Consider the following 19,247-nt stretch of genomic DNA (forward strand, 5'->3'; position numbering starts at 1 on the left):
CAAGGCGAATGTGATGCGGACGGGATACGAGCTGTCGCATCTGTCGGCCCTCGAGGCCGAATCGGTGCACATCTTCCGGGAGGTGGCGGCCACCTTCGAACGACCGGTGCTGCTGTTCTCCGGCGGTAAGGACTCGGCGGTGATGCTGGAGTTGGCGCGTAAGGCGTTCTGGCCGGCGGCGCTGCCGTTCGCGCTGCTGCACGTCGACACCGGGCACAACTTCGACGAGGTGATCGACTTCCGCGATCGCACGGCGGCCAGGCTCGGGGCGCGGCTGCTGGTGGCGCGGGTGCAGGACGATATCGACGCCGGGCGGGTGACCGAACGACCGGGGGAGAGCCGGAATCGGCTGCAGACCACCACATTGCTGCGCGCGATCGCCGAACATCGGTTCGACGCGGTGTTCGGCGGGGCGCGCCGCGACGAGGAGAAGGCGCGCGCCAAGGAGCGGGTGTTCAGTTTCCGCGACGAGTTCGGCGCCTGGGAGCCGCGGGCGCAGCGCCCGGAGGTATGGAACCTCTACAACGGCAAACACCGTGCGGGCCAGCATATCCGGGTGTTTCCGCTGTCGAACTGGACCGAACTCGACATCTGGGAGTACATCGACCGCGAGGCGGTGGAACTGCCGCCGCTGTACTACGCGCACCGCCGCCCGGTCTTCCGGCGTGACGGAATGTTGCTGGCCGCCAATCCTTTCCTGACTCCGGGCGCGGACGAGCCGGTGTTCGAGACGACGGTCCGGTTCCGCACCGTCGGCGACGCCACCTGCACCGGATGTATCGAGAGCGAGGCCGCCGATCCGGCGGCCGTGATCGCCGAAACCGCGATCACCCGGCTCACCGAACGCGGCGCCACCCGCGCCGACGACCGCATCTCCGAATCCGGGATGGAAGACCGCAAGCGGGAGGGCTACTTCTGATGAGCCGCAATCTGTTACGTCTCGCGACGGCCGGCAGCGTCGACGACGGCAAGTCCACCCTCATCGGCCGCCTGCTCTACGACTCCAAGAATCTGTTCTCCGATCAGCTGGCCGCCATCGAACGGGCCAGCGCCCAACGCGGCGACGCCGCAACGGATCTGGCGCTGGTGACCGACGGCCTGCGCGCCGAGCGGGAACAGGGCATCACCATCGACGTGGCCTACCGCTACTTCACCACGCCGCGCCGCAAGTTCATCATCGCCGACACCCCGGGCCACGTGCAGTACACGCGCAATATGGTGACCGGCGCCTCCACCGCCGATCTGGCGTTGATCCTGGTCGACGCGCGCAAGGGCGTGGTCGAGCAGACCCGCAGGCACGCGTTTCTGGCCTCGCTGCTCGGGGTGCCGCACCTGGTGGTGTGCGTGAACAAGATGGATCTGGTGGACTGGTCGGCCGCGCGGTTCGAGGAGATCCGCGAGGAATTCGCCGATTTCGCGGCGAAGCTGACCGTAGGCGACCTGAGTTTCGTGCCGGTCTCGGCGCTGCACGGCGACAACGTCGTCACCGATTCCGCGCATACGCCGTGGTTTGCCGGCCCGCCGCTGCTGAGCCACCTCGAACAGGTGCATATCGCCTCGGACCGCAATCTCATCGACGCGCGGCTGCCGGTGCAGTACGTGATCCGCCCGCACGCCGCCGACGCCGGCACCAGTGGGGCCGGCCATCGCACCTATGCCGGAACCATCGCGGGCGGCATCTTCAAACCCGGTGACGAGGTGGTCGTGCTGCCGTCCGGGCGCTCGTCGCGGGTTGCGCGGATCTGGGGTCCGGGCGGGGTGAAGGTGGACGAGGGGTTCACCGGGATGGCGGTCTCGGTGGAACTCGACGACGAGGTCGACGTCGGGCGCGGAGATATGCTGGCCCGTCCCGGAAACCGGCCGCATATCGCCGACGAGGTCGACGCCATGGTGTGCTGGTTCTCCGAGACCACCGAACTGCGGCCCGGCGCGCGCTACGCGATCCGCACCGCCGCCCAGACCACTCGCGTCCAGGTCCACGAACTCGACTACCGGCTCGACGTCAACACCCTGCACCGCGTCACCGACGCGCAAGCTCTGGCGCTCAACGACATCGGCCGTCTCACCCTGCGCAGCCAGCGCCCGCTGATGGTCGACAGCTACCGCGACAATCGCCGCACCGGCAGTTTCATCCTCGTCGACGAGGACACCGACCAGACCGTGGCCGCCGGGATGATCCTGGCCCGCGACACGGGGCCGGAGTCCGTGCCCGCCGCCTCGGCCGCACCCGCGGTGGTGCGTGCGGACGTCGTCTGGCACAGCTCGTCGGTGGGGCGCGGCGAGCGCCCGAACGCCGGTGCGACGGTGTGGCTGACCGGTCTGTCCGGCTCCGGAAAGTCCACGATCGCCGTGGAATTGGAGCGCCAGCTGGTGGCCGCCGGCCGCCCGGCCTACCGGCTCGACGGCGACAATCTGCGGCACGGGCTCAACGCCGACCTCGGTTTCACCGACGAGGACCGGCGCGAGAACATCCGCCGGGTGGCCCAGGTCGCCTCGCTGTTCGCCGACGCCGGCCTGATCGCCATCGTCTCGGTGATCAGCCCGTTCGCCGACCAGCGCGAACAGGCGCGCGGGGTGCACGCCGCGAGCGGCCTGGACTTCCACGAGATCTTCGTCGACACACCGCTGGAGGTGTGTGAGCGCCGGGATCCGAAGGGCTTGTACGCCAAGGCCCGCGCGGGCCGGCTGCCGGAGTTCACCGGTATCGACTCACCCTACGAACGCCCCGAACACGCCGAGCTCGTGATCACTCCCGACCACGGCTCACCCGCCGAAATCGCCGCGCTGATCCGCCGCGAACTGAGACTGTGAACCGCAGTACCGCCCGCACAACACGCTAGGACGACATGAGTACATCGACAGGATCGTCACCGGGAACCGATACCGCCGCCGGAAACGGACTTCCGGGCGGCGCTGCACTGACCGAACCGTTCACCGCGGCGATCGCCGAGGCCGAGAAGCTGATCGCGGCAGCGGATTTCATCCACGACGAGAAGGATCTCGCCGAGGGCTACGACTACCTCGCCGGGAGTATCGCCGCCTGCCTGCAGCTGTCGGGCACGCACGGCACCAGCCACCCGTACTTCGTGAGCTCCACCGGTCCGCACGCGAAAATGGGCCTGGACAACCCGGATACGCTCTACTACCACGCCAATGTCGAGCCGGGTGCGGAGTATCTGCTCACCGGTGTCCGCGGCAGTACCGTCGATCTCAGCTTTCAGGTGCTGCGCGGCGACTACACCGCCACCGACGTGCCCAACGGCGACGACGCCTTCGACGACCGCCGCCTGCGGATCGCCGAGGACGGCAGCTATCAGCTCCGCTTCGGGCCGCCGAAAGCCGATGCCGGGCCGAACTATTTCGTTCTCGGCGAGGGCGCCTCGATGCTGGCGGTGCGCGAGGTCTACGGAGACTGGAACGCGGAGACGAAGGGCAGTATCCGCATCGAGCGCGTCGACACCATCGGCACCGCGGCGCCCGAGCCCGGTGTCGAACAGTTGCGCAAGCGGTATCGGGCCGCGGCGCGGGCGCTGGTGCAGCGCATCCACACCTGGTTCAACTTCCCGAAATGGTTCTATCTCGACCTGCCGGTGAACACCCTCACCGAACCGCGGCTGACTCCGGGCGGGCTCAGCACACAGTACTCCTCGGTCGGCCACTTCGATCTCGACGACGACCAGGCGCTGGTGATCACGGTGCCGAAATCCGATGCGCCGTATCAGGGATTCCAGCTCGGCAGCCGCTGGTACATCTCCCTCGACTACGTCAATCATCAGACCAGCCTCAACAGCGCGCAGGCTCAGGTCGATCCGGACGGGATGATCCGCATGGTGGTCTCGGCGCGCAACCCGGGCATCGCCAACTGGATCGAGACCACCGGACGCCGCCGCGGCATTCTGCAGTTCCGGTGGCAGCGCGTCGCCCGCGAGATGACCCCGGCGGACGGGCCGCAGTTCGCCTTGGTGCCGTTCGACGAGGTGGCGGCGCAGCTGCCGCATTACGACCTCAACCGCATCGACGAGCAGGGCTGGCGGGCCCGCATCGCCGACCGCCAGCGCGGTTTCGCCGATCGGATGCTCGGATGAGCGCCGGAGCGGGCCTGCTGGCCGACAAGGTGGTCGTGATCAGCGGCGTGGGCCCCGGACTGGGCCGCGCCCTGTGCGTTCAGGCGGCCGCGGCCGGTGCGAAGGTGGTGCTGGCCGCGCGCACCGAATCGCGGCTGCGGGACGTGGCCGGCGAGATCGACGGCGCGGGCGGGACCAGTCTGATCGTGCCGACCGACATCACCGACGACGCCGCGGTGGCGAATCTGGTCGATCGTACGGTCGAGACCTTCGGCCGGGTCGACGCGCTGGTCAACAACGCGTTCGCGATGCCGTCGATGAAATCGCTGGCGCGCACGGACTTTCGGCAGATCAGTGACAGTCTCGAACTGACGGTGCTGGGCACCCTGCGGGCGACGCAGGCCTTCACCGACGAACTGGCCAAGACTCGCGGCGCGGTGGTGATGATCAATTCGTCGGTGCTGCGGCACTCCGAACCGCGCTACGGCAGTTACAAGGTCGCCAAATCGGCCCTGCTGGCGATGTCGCAGACGCTGGCAACCGAACTGGGCGCCAAGGGGATTCGGGTCAACAGTGTGGCGCCCGGCTACATCTGGGCCGATCAGCTGAAGTGGTATTTCGGTGAGGTCGCCAAGAAATACGGCATCACCGTCGACCAGGTGTACGAGCAGACCGCCTCCCGGTCGGATCTGAAGCGACTGCCGGAACCGGACGAGATCGCCAAAGCCGTGGTGTTTCTCGCCTCCGACTGGGCCAGTGCCATCACCGGCCAGACCCTGGACGTCAACTGCGGCGAATACCACGTGTGAGGAACAGAATTTCATGACCGCTCGTACCACCGTCGGCACCGTCGAGGATCTGCACGCATCCGCCACCAAGGCGTGCGGCCTCACCGATTTCGGCCCCGACGACTACACCGAGGCGCTCGGTGTGCTGCTCGACTCGTATCGGCGCGACGCCGACCTCACCGAGCTCGGTTCCAAGATGAACCGCTACTTCCTGCGCGGCGCACTGGTCGCGCGGGCGCTGAGCGAGGCGTCCTGGCAGGCCAACCCCGGGTATGCCGAGACGACCATCCAGCGGCCGATCTTCGTCACCGGCCTGCCCCGCACCGGCACCACCGCGCTGCATCGGCTGCTGGCCGCCGACCCGCAGCATCAGGCGCTGGAGATGTGGCTGACCGAACTGCCGCAGCCGCGTCCGCCGCGCGAGACCTGGGCCGACAATCCGGTGTTCCAGCAGATCGATGCCGGTTTCGCGCGGCATCACATCGACAATCCGGAATTCATGGGCCTGCACTACATGAGTGCCGCCGAGGTCGAGGAATGCTGGCAGTTGCTGCGCCAGACCGTGAAGTCCATCGCCTACGAATCGCTGGCCTACCTGCCGACCTATTCGCAGTGGTTGCAGAAGCAGGACTGGACCAACGCCTATGAGCGGCACAAGCGCAATCTGCAGTTGATCGGCCTCGGTGATTCCCGGGGTTGGGTGCTGAAGAACCCCAGCCACCTGTTCGCGCTGGACGCGCTGATGGAGGTCTACCCGGACGCGCTGATCATCCAGACCCACCGCGATCCGGTGACCATCGTCGGTTCCTCGTGCAGCCTGTCCGAACAGGCCACCAAGGGCTGGTCGAACACCTTCGTCGGCGAGACGATCGGCCGCACCCAGTTGGAGTTGTGGTCACGGGGCCTGCGCGAATTCACTTCCGCGCGTGCGCGGTACAACCCGGACCAGTTCCTCGACGTCCAATTCGAGGATCTGCGGGCGGATCCGTTCGGCACCGTGGAGAAGATCTATTCGGCCTTCGGGCTGGATTACACCGAGCCCGCCCGCAATGCCATGCGGGCGCTCGACGAGGAGAGCAAATCGGGCGATCGCAAACCCGCCCACAAGTATTCGCTGGCCGACTACGGGCTGACCGAGGACGAGGTGCGTTCGGTTTTCGCCGACCTCTGAGATCGCTCCAACCCGCCGCGGGCCGGCTCGGAATCATTGTCCGAGCCGGCCCGCGGCGTTTTCCGGCGCATGAGCCGTGTCAGCCCTCGGCCGATTTCTCGCGGCGGCGGGCGCGGCGCTGCTGGATGGCGGCGAAGCGGAGTTCCAGGCCCGCGACGAACGATTCCAGCGCCAATTCGAAACTCTCCGAGTCGATTTCATCGGCCTTGGCGCGCAGCAGGTGCGCCTGTTCCAGGTGCGGATAGCGGTCGCGGTAGACCTGGACGTCATCGACGAAGCCGCGGGAGAACGAGCCGATGGTCGAGCCCATCACCACATAGCGGGTGGCCGCGCCGATCATGGTGGCCTGGCGGGGTGGCCACCCGGCGCCGACCAGACCGCCGTGCACGGCGTCGGCCGCGCGCAGATTCTCCTCGCGCTTACCGGGGCCCGAGGCCAGGTACGGGACGAAGTTGGGGTGGCGGACCAGGGCCGCGCGGTAGGAACGCGCCCACGAGACCAGGCCAGTGCGCCAGTCGGCGGTTTCGAAGGCCGAGGCGTCCACATGGGACATGATGCCGGCGGCGATATCGTCGAGCAGATCGTCCTTGGTGGGGTAGTGGCCGTACAGCGAGGCCGCCTGAACGCCCAGTTCGGCGGCCAGTTTCCGCATCGAGAGCTCGGGGAGTCCGTCGCGGTCGATCAATTCCAGTGCCGTCTCGCGGATGCGTTCGCGACTCAGGAGCGGTACCCGTGGCCGGGGCATCCTCGCCACCTCCTTCGCCGCGACGCCGATCCGTGCCGAGTCAACCTACACCGTCCGGGACCGGGGCCTTGAACATCCGAACAGTGTTAGTTTATCGTGGCGATAGATACCTAACAACGTTCGGTTAGGAGTTTCCCGTCATGGATCTGGAACTCGGCGACGCTCACCGCGAGCTGCGCGAGGTCGCCCGCGCGTGGGTCGACAAGGAGGTCGTGCCCTACGCCGCGGCCTGGGACCGCGCCGAATCGGTCGATACCGCGATCGTGCGCAAGCTCGGTGACATGGGCTTTCTCGGCATCGAGATCCCCGAGGAACACGGCGGCTCGGGCGGTGACGCGCTGTCGTACTGCCTGCTGCTCGAAGAACTCGGCCGCGGCGACAGCTCGGTGCGCGGCATCGTGTCGGTCTCGCTCGGCCTGGTCGGCAAATCGCTCGAGGCATACGGCAGCGAACAGCAGAAACAGGACTGGCTGCCGCGCTTGTGCGCGGGCGAGTCGCTGGGCTGCTTCGGCCTCACCGAACCGGGCACCGGATCCGACGCGGCGAATCTGACCACCCGCGCGGTCCGCGACGGCGAGGACTGGGTGCTCACCGGCACCAAGATGTTCATCACCAACGGCACCTGGGCCGATATCGCGCTGATCTTCGCCCGCACCGGCGAACCGGGTCCCAAGGGCGTCACCGCATTCCTCGTGCCCACGGACGCACCGGGTTTCGGCCGCACCGAGATCAAGGGCAAACTCGGCCTGCGCGGCCAGGCGACCGCGGAGATCGTGCTCGACGGGGTGCGGGTGCCGGATTCGGCGCGACTCGGCGGCGAGGGGCAAGGCTTCCGGATCGCGATGGCCGCCCTCGACAAGGGGCGCATGGGCGTGGCCGCGGGATGTGTCGGTGTCGCCCGCGCCTGCCTCGAGGCCGCCGTGCGCTACGCCGGGGAACGCGAACAGTTCGGCAAACCGATCGCCTCCTACCAGCTGGTGCAGGAGTTGATCGCCGATATCGCCGTCGAGGTGGAGGCCGCGCGGCTGCTGGCCTGGCGGGTCGCCGACCTGGTCGACCGCGGCCGGCCGTTCGGCACCGAGGCGTCAGTGGCGAAGCTGTTCGCCAGCGAGGCGGCGGTGAAGGCGGCGAACAACGCCATCCAGGTCTTCGGCGGCTACGGGTACATCGATGAATACCCGGTGTCGAAGTATCTGCGCGACGCGCGGGTGCTCACCCTCTACGAAGGCACCAGCCAGATTCAGAAACTACTCATCGGCCGCGCCCTCACCGGCGTGAACGCCTTCGTGTGACAACCGATTTCGAGGAGAGAATTCGATGACAGATCAGCGCAGAGTGGCCGTGGTGACCGGGGCCGCCCGGGGCATCAGCGCGGCGACCGCGGCCCGGCTGGCCGCCGGCGGGGCGGCCGTCGCCATCGCCGACCTCGACGAGAACGCCTGCAAGACAACGGCGGACGAGATCGTCGCCGCCGGTGGCGTGGCCGTCCCGCTGGCCTGTGATGTCACCGACGAGGCGAGCGTCGACTCCGCCTTCGATCGCGTCGCCGCGGAACTGGGGTCGCTCGACATCCTGGTCAACAACGCCGGCGTGCTGCGCGACAATCTGCTGTTCAAGATGTCGGCCGACGACTGGGACACCGTGATGTCGGTCCACCTGCGCGGTGCGTTCCTGTGTTCCCGTGCGGCACAACGGCATATGGTCACCCGCCGGTACGGCAAGATCGTCAACACCTCCAGCGTCTCGGCGCTCGGCAATCGCGGGCAGGCCAACTACTCGGCCGCCAAGATGGGCATCCAGGGACTCACCCGCACCCTGGCGATCGAGCTGGGCCCCTACGGCATCACCGTCAACGCGGTCGCCCCGGGCTTCATCGTCACCGAGATGACCGCCGCCACCGCGGCCCGAGTCGGCGTGACCGTCGAGGAGTGGCAGGCGAAATCGGCGGAGATCACACCGGTGCGCCGGGTCGGCCGCCCCGAGGACATCGCCAACACCGTGGCCTTCCTCGCCTCCGACGAGGCGTCCTTCATCACCGGCCAGACCATTTACGTCGACGGCGGCCGTCGGCTCTGAAACCCTCGAGGAGAACATCATGCGCAGAACAGGCTTCACCGCCGACCACGACGCCTTCCGGGGCACCATCCGCAAATTCGTCGAGACCGAAGTGGCCCCGGTCTACGACACGTGGTTGGAGGCGGGCATCGTGCCCCGCGAGTTCTATTACAAGCTGGCCGAATTGGGCGTCTTCGGTATCGAGGTGCCCGAGGAGTACGGCGGCGCCGGCATCGAGTCGTTCAAATTCCAGGCGATCCTCATGGAGGAAACGGCACGGGCGGGTGTGTCGTTCGGCGGCTCCAGCGTGCACGTCGGACTGTGCCTGCCGTATCTGAAGAAGCTCGCCACCGAGGAACAGAAACAGCGCTGGCTGCCCGGATTCGCGGCCGGTGAGATCATGTTCGCCATCGCCATGACCGAACCCGGCACCGGATCGGATCTGGCCGGAATGCGCACCACCGCCAAGCTTTCCGAGGACGGCACCCACTATGTGCTCAACGGCGCCAAGACGTTCATCACCGGCGGTGTGAACGCCGACCGGGTGATCGTCTGCGCCCGCACCGCCCCGCCCCGCGAGGACAACCGCCGCTTCGGCATCTCCCTGCTCGTGGTCGACACCACCTCGCCGGGCTACACGATCGGCCGCAAACTCGACAAGCTGGGCCTGCGGAGCTCCGATACCGCCGAGCTGAACTTCACCGACGTCCGGGTGCCGGTCGAGGACCTGCTCGGCGAGGAGAACAAGGGCTTCTCCTATCTCGGCCAGAATCTGCCCCAGGAGCGGCTCTCCATCGCCGCCGGCGCCTACGCCCAGGCCGCGGCCGCGGTGCGGTTCGCGCAGGAATACACCCAGCAGCGCAACGTCTTCGGCAAACCCGTCGCCTCCTTCCAGAACACCAAATTCGAACTCGCCGCCTGCAAGGCCGAGGTCGACGCGGCCGAGGCCGTGGTGGATCGGGCACTGGACGCCCTCGACGCCGGTGAACTGAGCGCCGCCGACGCCGCCTCGGCGAAACTGTTCTGCACCGAGGTCGCCGCGCGCGTCATCGACCGCTGCCTGCAGCTGCACGGCGGCTACGGATTCATCAACGAATATCCGATCGCCCGGCTGTATGCCGACAACCGGGTCAATCGCATCTACGGCGGGACGAACGAGGTCATGAAGATGATCATCGCCAAGGATATGGGGCTGTGAACGCGACGCTGTCGCTGGCGAGCATCCTCGCCGAACCGGCACGGCGCCGGCCCGATCACGTCGCGCTCATCGAGGGCGACCGGCGGCTCACCTTCGCGGAATTGTGGCGTGCGGCAAGGGAACAGGCCGGTGCGCTGATCGCGCGCGGTGTCCGGCCGGGGGACCGGGTCGCGCTGATGTGCCCGAATACCGCTGATTTCCCCCGGGCGTACTACGCGATTCTCGCCGCCGGGGCGACGGTGGTGCCCGTGCATCTGCTGCTGACCGCCGACGAGGCCGAATTCGTCCTGCGTAACAGCGGGGCGACGCTGCTGATCTGCCATCCGCAGGTGGAATCGGTCGGCGCGGAAGCGGCCCGGCGGGCCGGAATCGCCTGTCTGCGCCCGGAAAGCCTTGTGGGCGAGGCGATCGCGCTGTTCGTCCCGCGCTCCCCGCTGGATACGGCGGTGGTGTTCTACACCAGCGGGACCACCGGCCGGCCCAAGGGCGCGGAGCTGAGCCATCTCAATATGGTCATGTGCGCGACCGTGAACGCCTTCGACGCCAACGACGTGCACCGCGACGACATCGCCCTCGGTGCCCTACCGCTGTTCCACGTATTCGGGCAGACGGTTTCGATGAACTCGACCTGGCGGGTCGGCGCGACGCTCGTGCTGATGCCGAGATTCACCGCGCCCGAGGCGATTCGGCTGATGGTGACGGAACGGGTGAACACCTTCCACGGTGTGCCGACGATGTATCACGGACTGATCGAGGCGGCCCCCGACGCCGGCGAACTGCCCGCACTGCGGCTGTGCATCTCCGGTGGCGCGGCACTGCCGCTGCCGGTGCTGGAACGGTTCGAGGAGGTGTTCGACGCGCAGATCCTCGAGGGATACGGGCTGTCGGAGACCTCACCGACCGCCGCGGTGAATCAGCCGGTCTTCGGACCGCGCGCCGGCACCGTCGGACATCCGGTGTGGGGTGTGGACGTGGAGATCGCCGATCCCGGCATCACCGACCGCATCGAGTTGCTCCCGACCGGCAGCGTCGGTGAGGTGGTGGTGCGCGGGCACAACGTGTTCAGCGGTTACACCGGCAATCCGGAGGCGAGCGCGCGGGCCGTGGTCGACGGCTGGTTCCGCACCGGCGATCTCGGCGTGCGCGACGAGCAGGGCTATCTGCGGATCGTCGACCGGATCAAGGAGATGATCATCCGCGGCGGATTCAACGTCTATCCCACCGAGGTGGAGGAGGCGCTGCTGCGGCATCCGAAGATCGCGCAGGTGGCGGTGATCGGGGTGCCGGACGAGAACTACGGCGAGGAGATCGTGGCGGTCGTCGTGCCCGCCGGTGAGATCAGCGCCGAAGAGGTCATCGCCTACGGCCGCGAGCATGTGGCACGGTACAAGTACCCGCGGCGGGTGGAGTTCGTCTCCGAACTGCCGCTCGGGCCGACGCACAAGGTTCTCAAACGCGAACTGAAGCAACGTTTCATGTGATCCGGCGGCGTGTGCCCCGGCAGCACGAAAGGGACGAGATATGACCGATTTCGCCGATCTGGACGCCCTCGCCGCGGCCGTGGGCACCGAACTCGGTGTCAGCGACTGGTTGCAGGTCGACCAGGAGCGCATCAACACGTTCGCCGACGCCACCGGCGACCACCAGTGGATCCACGTCGACGCCGAGAAGGCCGCGCAGGGCCCCTACGGACACACCATCGCGCACGGATTCCTCACGCTGTCGCTGCTGGTGCCGCTGACCAACCAGGCGACCACGGTGGGCGGCATCACGATGGGAATCAACTACGGGCTCAACAAGGTTCGCTTCATCACGCCGGTCCCGTCGGGCGGCCGCATCCGCGCCCGCGTCCATCTGGACTCGGTCTCCGAGATCCCCGGCGGCATCCAGGCGGTGCGCACGGTCACCATCGAACTGGAAGGCGCGGACAAGCCCGCGTGCGTCGCGGAGAGCATCGTGCGCTACCTGAAATGAGCGTGGGCCGCGGCGGGGCGGAATTCGTCCGCTCCCGCCGCGGTGTCAACGTCGTCCGGGGGCAACGGTGTGCGGCCGCGCCGGATTGTCGTGTGCGGCTCTCACTCGCCGAGTTCGTTGCTCACTTTCACCCAGCGGTCCAGGAGTTGCGTGGCGGCGCCCGAATCGACCGAGGCGGCCGCCCGCTCCAGGGCCGGGCGCAGCAGCTCGTGGATATCGGTGCGGGCGGTCTCGGGGGTCAGCTCGAAGGCGACGATCGCGGCGGCGGAATTGAGCAGAACCGCGTCGCGGACCGGCCCCGGGGCGCCGTTGAACATGTCGCGGGCGATCGCGGCGTTGACCGTCGCATCGCCGCCGCGCAGCGCCGCCGGCTCCACGCGGGGGATGCCCAGGCGCGTCGGGTCGATGAGAGTCTCGTACTGCTCACCCCCGGCGACGACCCACACATCGGTGGTGTCGGCCGTGGTGATCTCGTCGAGACCGTCGTTACCGCGCACCACCAGCGCGCTGGCGCCGCGTTCGGCGAACGCCCCGGCGATCACCGGGACGAGTTCGGCGAAGGCGCATCCGATCAGGCCCGCGCTCGGCTGCGCCGGATTGGTCAGCGGGCCCAGCACGTTGAAGACCGTCGGAATGCCGATCTCCTTGCGCGCCGGACCGGCGAACCGCAGCGCCGGATGAAACAGCGGGGCGAAGCAGAACCCGATGCCCACTTCGCGCACACACCGAGCCACCGACTCCGGGCTCAACGCGATCCGCACCCCCAGCGCCTCGAGCACGTCCGCGCCGCCGCTCTTCGACGACGCCGCCCGGTTACCGTGCTTCACCACCGGAATGCCGGCCGCGGACACCACGATCGAGGACATGGTGGAGATATTGACCGTGCCGGACCGGTCGCCGCCGGTGCCGACGATGTCGACCGCGCCCAGATCGAGCGAGACCCGCCGGGCATGGCTCAACATGCCGGTCGCCAGGCCGGACAGCTCGATCGCGGTGGGGCCTTTCATCTTGATGGCCACGCCGAAAGCCGCGATCTGCGCCTGAGTGGCATTGTCGGAGAAGATCTCGTCGATCGCCCACGCCGCTTCCTCCGCGGTCAGATCGACCCCGTCGGTCAGGGCACCGAGAATCTCGGGCCAGCTGCGCGCGCTCATCACATCTCCCGTTCGCGATCGGACACCCGCATCGGCCGTCCGCGCGGGCGGGGGCAGGCCGCGGATCGCCGTCGGCCGCCCGGCTAGCAGCCTAATCGGCGGAGGCAATTTCTTTGTATCCGCTCGGCTGAAGTGCGTCCCAGCCCGTCGCGGTGCCCTCGTGCCGCTGGGCCAATCCCGCCATCCGCGAACGCTCCTGCGAACAGTGCAGCGCATCCAGGATCTGCACCCGCTGTAATACCAGGTCGATACGACCGTCGCCCGCATCGTCCGCCGGGACATCGGTCTCGACGTCGGCCGCCGACGAGGTGGCGGGGGAGTAGCCCTCCTGCGCGGCGATGTCCACGACCTCGTTCCGGGCCGCGGCCGGAATGCGCAGATGATGACGCAGCAGGGCCTGCTCGTCGGCGCGCCAGCCGGTCGCGCGGTCGAGCGCGCTGGAGCAGGCCTCGGCATCGTCGAAACTGGACACAACGACCACCAGATCCGTTCGTGCCGGATCCAATTCCGTCGCCGCGCCCCGGCCCGACAGCCGCTGCCACACCGATCGAATTCCCATTCCACCCGCCTTCTTCCGCGCCCGGACGCAGCATCCCATATCCGCGATATCCGCTGGTCATCATGGTGACATCGATGCTCGACCTGCGGGTTCACCGGACACGCCGAATCGGCCCCCAGACCCGCACGCGCGCTGACGATTCCGAGCCCGACACCCCGAATTCGCACCCGGCTACGCCTGTCGTACTACGACGAGTCATACTTACCGGCGTGACGACCGCAGTAGGGACCCCAGGATCGGCCATTACTCAGCGTGTGCATTCGCTGAACCGGCCCAACATGGTCAGCGTCGGAACCATCATCTGGCTGTCGAGCGAGCTGATGTTCTTCGCCGGCCTCTTCGCCATGTACTTCGTCGCTCGTGCCCAGGCTCATGGCAACTGGCCGCCGGAACCGACCGAGCTGAACCTCAAGCTCGCCGTGCCGGTCACGGCCGTGCTGATCGCCTCCTCGTTCACCTGCCAGATGGGTGTGTTCTCGGCCGAGCGCGGCGATGTCTTCGGCCTGCGCCGCTGGTACCTGGTCACCTTCTTCATGGGCGCGTTCTTCGTGGCCGGTCAGGGCACCGAGTACCACGCGCTCTACCAAGAGGGCACCACCATCTCGAGCAGCATCTACGGCTCGGTGTTCTTCATCACCACCGGCTTCCACGGTCTGCACGTCATCGGCGGTCTCATCGCGTTCATCTTCCTGCTGATTCGCACCAAGGTCAGTAAGTTCACGCCGGCCCAGGCCACCGCGGCCATCGTCGTCTCCTACTACTGGCACTTCGTCGACATCGTCTGGATCGGGCTGTTCGCCACGATCTACTTCGTCCGCTAGCCGGGCGGCGGCCGTCACGCGCGGTCCGCGACAAATACACACTTTGCACAAGTCGGTTCCGTCTACTCCAAAGGGACACAGATGAGTTCATCTCCCCCGTCAGCGCCAGATCCCACGAGCGGGATCGGCAGCGCTGAGAACAACCAGGCCATCAAGACCCGCAAGCAGCGCCGGATGCGCCGCAAGCTCGCCGGCGGTCTGGTTCTTCTGATGGGCCTCGTCGGAGCCGGCTTCGCGGCATCGGCGCTCACCCCGCACGCACAGGTCGCGACGGCCAACGAGGATCAGTCGGCGCTGATCCGCGAGGGTAAGCAGATCTACGAGACCTCCTGCATCACTTGTCACGGCGCCAACCTGCAGGGTGTGCAGGACCGCGGCCCCAGCCTGATCGGTGTCGGCGAGGCGGCGGTCTACTTCCAGGTGTCCACCGGTCGCATGCCCGCCGCGGGCAACGGCGCGCAGATCCAGCGCAAGCCCCCGAAGTTCGACGCCCGTCAGACCGACGCGCTGGGCGCGTACGTGGCGGCCAACGGCGGCGGCCCGACCGTGGTCCGCGACCCGAACGGTGAGATCGCGCAGGATTCCCTGATCAAGGGGGCCGACCTGGGCCGCGGTGGCGAGTTGTTCCGCCTCAACTGCGCGTCCTGCCACAACTTCACCGGTAAGGGCGGTGCGCTGTCCTCCGGCAAGTTCGCGCCGCCGCTGGAACCGGCCAACGCGCAGCAGATCTACACCGCGATGCTCACCGGCCCGCAGAACATGCCGAAATTCTCCGACCGGCAGCTGTCTCCGGAGGAGAAGCGTGACATCGTGGCCTATGTGAAGGACCGCACCGAGACCACGCCGGAGGCCGGATACGGCCTGGGCGGTTTCGGTCCCGCGACCGAGGCCATCGCCATCTGGGTCGCCGGCATCATCGTGCTGGTCGGCGCCGCGATGTGGATCGGATCGCGATCATGAGCGAACAGGAGCGAAACGAGATGAGCCGGCCTGAGGATGGCGGCGGTAAGGGCGTGAACCTGAACCCCACCGAGGAGCAGCTCGACGCGATGTCGACCGCCGAGCTGGTCGAACTCGGTACCGCGCGCGACGGCGTCGACGTCGTCTACCGCGCTCCGCGCTGGCCGGTTCCGGGGACACGCGCGGAGAAGCGCGCCGAGCGCCACGTGACGTTCTGGTTCGCCGTCTCCGCCCTGGCGGCGGCCGCGCTGATCGGCGTGTTCCTGTTCTGGCCGTGGGAGTACAAGGGCCAGCACGAGGATGGCAACGCCCTGTATTCGCTGGCCACGCCGCTCTACGGCCTGCTGCTGGGAATCGCGGTGCTGGCCATCGGCGTTGCCGCGGTCATCATCCGCAAGAAGTTCATCCCGAACGAGATCTCCATCCAGACCCGCCACGACGGTCCCTCCGACGAGGTCGACCGCCGCACTCTGGGCGCGCAGCTGTCGGACGCGCTGGAGACCTCGACGCTGGGTCGTCGCAAGATGATCACCCGTACCGCCGGACTGGGCGTGGGTGTGCTGGGTATCGGCGCACTGTTCCTGTTCGTCGGCGGCATGATCAAGAACCCGTGGGCCAAGGGCATGAAGTCCCCGCTGTGGGTGTCGGGCTGGACTCCGGACTACCCGGGCCAGACCATCTACCTGCGCAAGGACACCGGCCGGCCCGAGGACATCGTGCTGGTGCGGCCGGAGGACCTCGACGGCGGCGCCATGGAGACCGTGTTCCCCTGGAAAGAGGAATGGCGCGGCAACGAGGAGGAGACCCTCCAGTCGCTGCGTGGCATCCGCAACGCGGTCATGTTGATCCGCCTGCGCCCGGAGGACGGGCAGAAGGCGATCAAGCGCAGGGGCCAGGAGAGCTTCAACTTCGGTGACTACTGGGCGTACTCGAAGATCTGCACTCACCTGGGCTGCCCGACGTCGCTGTTCGAGCAGCAGACCAACCGGATCCTGTGCCCGTGCCATCAGTCGCAGTTCTCGGCGACCGAGTGGGGTAAGCCGATCTTCGGTCCCGCCGCCCGCGCGCTGCCGCAGCTGCCCATCACCGTCAACACCGACGGCTACCTGGTCGCCAACGGCGATTTCATCGAGCCGCTCGGTCCGGCCTTCTGGGAGCGTCGTTCATGAGTCCGAGCAAAGTGGTCGCACAGGCCAACGAGATGGACGAGCGGTATCGTGCCGCGGCGTTCGTGAAACGGTCGATCAACAAGGTCTTCCCGACCCACTGGTCGTTCCTGCTGGGTGAGATCGCGCTCTACGCCTTCATCATCCTGATCCTGTCGGGTATCTACCTGACGCTGTTCTTCGATCCGTCGATGAGCGAGGTCGTCTACCACGGCGCCTACCAGCCGCTGCGCGGCGTCACCATGTCGCGGGCGTACGAGACGGCGCTGAACATCTCCTTCGAGGTGCGCGGCGGTCTGTTCGTCCGCCAGGTACACCACTGGGCGGCGCTGCTGTTCGCGTGCTCGATCATCATCCACCTGTTCCGCATCTTCTTCACCGGCGCGTTCCGCAAGCCGCGTGAGGCGAACTGGGTGATCGGCTCGCTGCTGCTGATCCTGGCGATGTTCGAGGGCTTCTTCGGTTACTCGCTGCCCGACGACCTGCTGTCGGGTACCGGTCTGCGGGCCGCCTTCGGTGGTATCACCATGGGTATTCCGCTGGTCGGCACCTGGATGCACTGGCTGATCTTCGGCGGTGACTTCCCGGGCACGATCATCATCCCGCGCCTCTACATCGCGCACGTGCTGCTGTTCCCGGGCATCATGCTGGCGCTGATCGCGGCGCACGTGGCGATCGTCTGGTACCAGAAGCACACCCAGTTCCCCGGCCCGGGCCGCACCGAGAACAACGTGGTCGGTGCCCGCATCGTGCCGGTGTTCGCCGCCGACCAGGGCGCGTTCTTCATGTTCACCCTGGGCGTGCTCGCCGTCATGGGTGGTGTGCTGCAGATCAACCCGATCTGGAACCTGGGTCCCTACAACCCGTCACAGGTGTCGGCCGGTTCGCAGCCCGACTTCTACATGATGTGGACCGACGGTATGGCCCGTCTGATGCCGCCGTGGGAGCTGTATCTGGGCCGCTACACCGTTCCGGCTCCGTTCTGGGTCGCGCTGATCATGGGCTTGGTGTTCGCGGTGCTGATCGCCTACCCGTGGATCGAGAAGCGCCTCACCGGTGACACGGTGAACCACAACATCCTGCAGCGTCCGCGCGACGTGCCGGTGCGCACGGCGATCGGCGCCATGGCCATCGCCTTCTACCTGGTGCTGACCCTGGCCTGTGTCAACGACATCATCGCGCTGAAGTTCGATGTGTCGCTGAACGCGACGACCTGGTTCTTCCGTATCGCCCTGCTCGTCGCGCCGCCGATCGCCTACTTCCTGGCGTACCGGTTGTGCCTGGGCCTGCAGCGCGCCGACCGCACGGTCCTCGAGCACGGCATCGAGACCGGTGTGATCAAGCGCCTGCCGCACGGTGAGTACATCGAGGTCCACCAGCCGCTGGGCCCGGTCGACTCGCACGGCCACCCGATTCCGCTGGAATACCAGGGCGCGCCGGTGCCGAAGAAGATGAACAAGCTGGGCTGGGCCGGCAAGCCGGGTTCGGGTTCGTTCCTGCGGGCCGATCCGCCGGCCGAGGCCGAGGCGCTCACCGCGAGCGAGCACGAGGCCGAGCACAAGCAGCTGGAGGTCCTGGCCACCTACCAGGAGCAGACCAGCGGCAGCGGCGGCAAGCACAGCCACTGAGTTCGCTGTAACGAAGCCCCGAGTCGATCATTCGGCTCGGGGCTTCGTCGTGTCTGCGGCCGGGTGCCGTGCCGTCGCTCCCGTCCCGGCGCCGGTACGGCCGCGCTGCGGGTGCACAGCGGGTGCGCAATTAGACTCGCGCTCATGATTACCGCGATCGTTCTGATCCACGCCGAGGCGGCCCGGATTCCCGAAACCGCGCAGGCACTGGCCGATCTCGACGGCGTCGCCGAGGTCTACTCGTGCGCGGGAGACGTCGACCTGATCGCGGTGGTGCGGGTGCGCGATCACGAACGGATCGCCGAGGTGGTGACCGGCCGGGTGAACAAGACCGCCGGAGTCCTGCGCACGACGACCCATATCGCCTTCAAGTCCTATTCGAGTGCGGATGTGGAGGCCGGATTCTCGCTGGGGGAGTGAGTGCCGCACCGGTTTCGGTCGTCGGTGGGCGTCGGCGTGGGCCGCTACGCGCTGGTGCGCGTGAGATATTCGCTCGCAGCCGATTCCGCGCGGGTGGCCGCCTCGGCGCGTTCGACCCAGGCGAGCCAGGGTCCCGCGCCCAGCCGCGGTTCCCGATACCCCTCGCTGGTGCGGACGATGCGGGTTCCGGGCTGATCGAGCCAGCGGGCGATCACACCCGTCTCCTCGGGTGGGGCACCGCGTAACGGCGGGTGGTCGGGATCGTGCAGATCGTCCGCCCCGGCGGGGATGCGCGGCTCCGGGGAAGCGCCCGAGATGACGGTGGCGGGGCGGACCGTCTCGGCGGCGGCGACCAGACTGTCGACCACCGGCATCGGTGGAATACCGCGCGCGGCGGTTCCGGCGGCGGCGAGGCGGCCGTAGCGGATCACCGCGAATTCCCAGCCGCCGGCGCCGTCGGGGCGGGCCGCGACCAGCTCGGCGATCCGGGCGAGGGCGGCCAGGCGCTGCGTGCGCCGCAGCGCCCGAACCACGGCGCAGGTGC

The 19,247-nt window shown here is 67.8% G+C and carries 18 protein-coding genes and 1 pseudogene; 15 read left to right on the forward strand and 4 right to left on the reverse strand.

Annotation, left to right across the window (positions count from 1 at the left end):
• Window positions 1-13: 13 nt before the first annotated feature.
• The 5 genes from cysD to ON23_RS08270 are packed head-to-tail and all read left to right on the forward strand — an operon-like array spanning window position 14 to window position 6,023.
• Window positions 14-919 carry a sulfate adenylyltransferase subunit CysD gene (gene cysD / locus ON23_RS08250; protein ID WP_039777306.1) on the forward strand — a complete coding sequence of 302 codons (906 nt, stop codon included), beginning with the start codon at window positions 14-16 and terminating at the stop codon, window positions 917-919.
• Window positions 919-2,811 (forward strand): adenylyl-sulfate kinase, encoded by a 1,893-nt coding sequence (gene cysC, locus ON23_RS08255; protein WP_051042233.1) that lies wholly within the window; start codon window positions 919-921, stop codon window positions 2,809-2,811. The genes cysD and cysC overlap by 1 nt, the downstream gene beginning before the upstream one ends.
• 35 nt (window positions 2,812-2,846) lie before the next feature.
• A complete protein-coding gene (locus tag ON23_RS08260; RefSeq protein WP_244969781.1) occupies window positions 2,847-4,085 on the forward strand; it encodes a hypothetical protein in 1,239 nt (412 codons plus the stop codon).
• Window positions 4,082-4,873, forward strand: a complete 792-nt coding sequence (locus ON23_RS08265; protein WP_039777266.1) for an SDR family oxidoreductase — start codon at window positions 4,082-4,084, stop codon at window positions 4,871-4,873. Before ON23_RS08260 ends, ON23_RS08265 begins: the two co-directional genes overlap by 4 nt.
• Window positions 4,874-4,886: 13 nt before the next feature.
• The gene (locus ON23_RS08270; RefSeq protein ID WP_039777267.1) at window positions 4,887-6,023 is read left to right on the forward strand and encodes a sulfotransferase family protein; all 1,137 of its coding nucleotides are present in this window, start codon (window positions 4,887-4,889) and stop codon (window positions 6,021-6,023) included.
• A gap of 79 nt (window positions 6,024-6,102) precedes the next feature.
• Here ON23_RS08270 and ON23_RS08275 read toward each other — a convergent pair whose 3' ends face one another.
• The gene (locus tag ON23_RS08275) at window positions 6,103-6,768 is read right to left on the reverse strand and encodes a TetR/AcrR family transcriptional regulator (protein ID WP_039777268.1); all 666 of its coding nucleotides are present in this window, start codon (window positions 6,766-6,768) and stop codon (window positions 6,103-6,105) included.
• A 140-nt stretch (window positions 6,769-6,908) separates the two neighbouring features.
• Between ON23_RS08275 and ON23_RS08280 the strand changes: the two genes are divergently transcribed.
• From ON23_RS08280 to ON23_RS08300, 5 genes are read left to right on the forward strand one after another with little or no spacing between them, the layout of a single operon-like run.
• Window positions 6,909-8,060: an acyl-CoA dehydrogenase family protein gene (locus ON23_RS08280; RefSeq protein WP_039777269.1), complete on the forward strand. Its 1,152-nt coding sequence runs from the start codon at window positions 6,909-6,911 to the stop codon at window positions 8,058-8,060.
• Window positions 8,061-8,085: 25 nt separating this feature from the next.
• Window positions 8,086-8,844: a 3-oxoacyl-ACP reductase FabG gene (gene fabG, locus ON23_RS08285; protein WP_039777271.1), complete on the forward strand. Its 759-nt coding sequence runs from the start codon at window positions 8,086-8,088 to the stop codon at window positions 8,842-8,844.
• Window positions 8,845-8,863: 19 nt separating this feature from the next.
• Window positions 8,864-10,021, forward strand: coding sequence for an acyl-CoA dehydrogenase family protein (locus ON23_RS08290; protein ID WP_039777273.1), 1,158 nt, complete (start codon window positions 8,864-8,866; stop codon window positions 10,019-10,021).
• The gene (locus tag ON23_RS08295; protein WP_039777274.1) at window positions 10,018-11,502 is read left to right on the forward strand and encodes a long-chain-fatty-acid--CoA ligase; all 1,485 of its coding nucleotides are present in this window, start codon (window positions 10,018-10,020) and stop codon (window positions 11,500-11,502) included. The genes ON23_RS08290 and ON23_RS08295 overlap by 4 nt, the downstream gene beginning before the upstream one ends.
• A gap of 40 nt (window positions 11,503-11,542) precedes the next feature.
• Window positions 11,543-11,995: a MaoC family dehydratase gene (locus ON23_RS08300; protein WP_039777276.1), complete on the forward strand. Its 453-nt coding sequence runs from the start codon at window positions 11,543-11,545 to the stop codon at window positions 11,993-11,995.
• A 101-nt stretch (window positions 11,996-12,096) separates the two neighbouring features.
• On the opposite strand, the gene trpD is transcribed toward ON23_RS08300, so the two are convergent.
• Window positions 12,097-13,149: an anthranilate phosphoribosyltransferase gene (trpD, locus tag ON23_RS08305; protein WP_039777278.1), complete on the reverse strand. Its 1,053-nt coding sequence runs from the start codon at window positions 13,147-13,149 to the stop codon at window positions 12,097-12,099.
• 91 nt (window positions 13,150-13,240) lie between these two features.
• The gene (locus ON23_RS08310) at window positions 13,241-13,708 is read right to left on the reverse strand and encodes a hypothetical protein (RefSeq protein ID WP_039777279.1); all 468 of its coding nucleotides are present in this window, start codon (window positions 13,706-13,708) and stop codon (window positions 13,241-13,243) included.
• A 209-nt stretch (window positions 13,709-13,917) separates the two neighbouring features.
• On the opposite strand from ON23_RS08310, the gene ctaE reads away from it, so the two are divergent.
• The 5 genes from ctaE to ON23_RS08335 all read left to right on the forward strand — a co-directional run bounded on the left by ctaE (window position 13,918) and on the right by ON23_RS08335 (window position 18,703).
• Window positions 13,918-14,529 (forward strand): aa3-type cytochrome oxidase subunit III, encoded by a 612-nt coding sequence (gene ctaE / locus ON23_RS08315; protein ID WP_062999114.1) that lies wholly within the window; start codon window positions 13,918-13,920, stop codon window positions 14,527-14,529.
• Between the two features lie 81 nt (window positions 14,530-14,610).
• A complete protein-coding gene (qcrC, locus tag ON23_RS08320) occupies window positions 14,611-15,489 on the forward strand; it encodes a cytochrome bc1 complex diheme cytochrome c subunit (protein ID WP_083870697.1) in 879 nt (292 codons plus the stop codon).
• Complete coding sequence (gene qcrA, locus ON23_RS08325) at window positions 15,486-16,658, forward strand: cytochrome bc1 complex Rieske iron-sulfur subunit (RefSeq protein WP_083903772.1); 1,173 nt, start codon at window positions 15,486-15,488, stop codon at window positions 16,656-16,658. Before qcrC ends, qcrA begins: the two co-directional genes overlap by 4 nt.
• Window positions 16,655-18,283, forward strand: a complete 1,629-nt coding sequence (qcrB, locus tag ON23_RS08330) for a cytochrome bc1 complex cytochrome b subunit (RefSeq protein ID WP_039777284.1) — start codon at window positions 16,655-16,657, stop codon at window positions 18,281-18,283. Before qcrA ends, qcrB begins: the two co-directional genes overlap by 4 nt.
• A 144-nt stretch (window positions 18,284-18,427) precedes the next feature.
• Window positions 18,428-18,703, forward strand: coding sequence for an Lrp/AsnC family transcriptional regulator (locus ON23_RS08335; RefSeq protein ID WP_030514753.1), 276 nt, complete (start codon window positions 18,428-18,430; stop codon window positions 18,701-18,703).
• Between the two features lie 44 nt (window positions 18,704-18,747).
• On the opposite strand, the pseudogene ON23_RS08340 reads toward ON23_RS08335, so the two are convergent.
• Window positions 18,748-19,247 (reverse strand): annotated as a pseudogene (locus ON23_RS08340) (DEDD exonuclease domain-containing protein); the annotation flags it as partial.

The sequence above is a fragment of the Nocardia cerradoensis NBRC 101014 genome (assembly GCF_000308535.1).
GTDB lineage: Bacteria > Actinomycetota > Actinomycetes > Mycobacteriales > Mycobacteriaceae > Nocardia > Nocardia cerradoensis.

What these genes read in the sequence shown, in the direction of transcription:
- ON23_RS08270 (WP_039777267.1), top strand. Translation starts at nt 4,887, where the DNA reads ATGACCGCTCGTACCACCGTCGGCACCGTCGAGGATCTGCACGCATCC.
- trpD (WP_039777278.1), bottom strand. Translation starts at nt 13,149, where the DNA reads ATGAGCGCGCGCAGCTGGCCCGAGATTCTCGGTGCCCTGACCGACGGG.
- ON23_RS08300 (WP_039777276.1), top strand. Translation starts at nt 11,543, where the DNA reads ATGACCGATTTCGCCGATCTGGACGCCCTCGCCGCGGCCGTGGGCACC.
- qcrB (WP_039777284.1), top strand. Translation starts at nt 16,655, where the DNA reads ATGAGTCCGAGCAAAGTGGTCGCACAGGCCAACGAGATGGACGAGCGG.
- ON23_RS08310 (WP_039777279.1), bottom strand. Translation starts at nt 13,708, where the DNA reads ATGGGAATTCGATCGGTGTGGCAGCGGCTGTCGGGCCGGGGCGCGGCG.
- ON23_RS08280 (WP_039777269.1), top strand. Translation starts at nt 6,909, where the DNA reads ATGGATCTGGAACTCGGCGACGCTCACCGCGAGCTGCGCGAGGTCGCC.
- ON23_RS08260 (WP_244969781.1), top strand. Translation starts at nt 2,847, where the DNA reads ATGAGTACATCGACAGGATCGTCACCGGGAACCGATACCGCCGCCGGA.
- ON23_RS08265 (WP_039777266.1), top strand. Translation starts at nt 4,082, where the DNA reads ATGAGCGCCGGAGCGGGCCTGCTGGCCGACAAGGTGGTCGTGATCAGC.
- qcrC (WP_083870697.1), top strand. Translation starts at nt 14,611, where the DNA reads ATGAGTTCATCTCCCCCGTCAGCGCCAGATCCCACGAGCGGGATCGGC.
- fabG (WP_039777271.1), top strand. Translation starts at nt 8,086, where the DNA reads ATGACAGATCAGCGCAGAGTGGCCGTGGTGACCGGGGCCGCCCGGGGC.
- cysC (WP_051042233.1), top strand. Translation starts at nt 919, where the DNA reads ATGAGCCGCAATCTGTTACGTCTCGCGACGGCCGGCAGCGTCGACGAC.
- ON23_RS08290 (WP_039777273.1), top strand. Translation starts at nt 8,864, where the DNA reads ATGCGCAGAACAGGCTTCACCGCCGACCACGACGCCTTCCGGGGCACC.
- cysD (WP_039777306.1), top strand. Translation starts at nt 14, where the DNA reads ATGCGGACGGGATACGAGCTGTCGCATCTGTCGGCCCTCGAGGCCGAA.
- qcrA (WP_083903772.1), top strand. Translation starts at nt 15,486, where the DNA reads ATGAGCGAACAGGAGCGAAACGAGATGAGCCGGCCTGAGGATGGCGGC.
- ON23_RS08275 (WP_039777268.1), bottom strand. Translation starts at nt 6,768, where the DNA reads ATGCCCCGGCCACGGGTACCGCTCCTGAGTCGCGAACGCATCCGCGAG.
- ON23_RS08335 (WP_030514753.1), top strand. Translation starts at nt 18,428, where the DNA reads ATGATTACCGCGATCGTTCTGATCCACGCCGAGGCGGCCCGGATTCCC.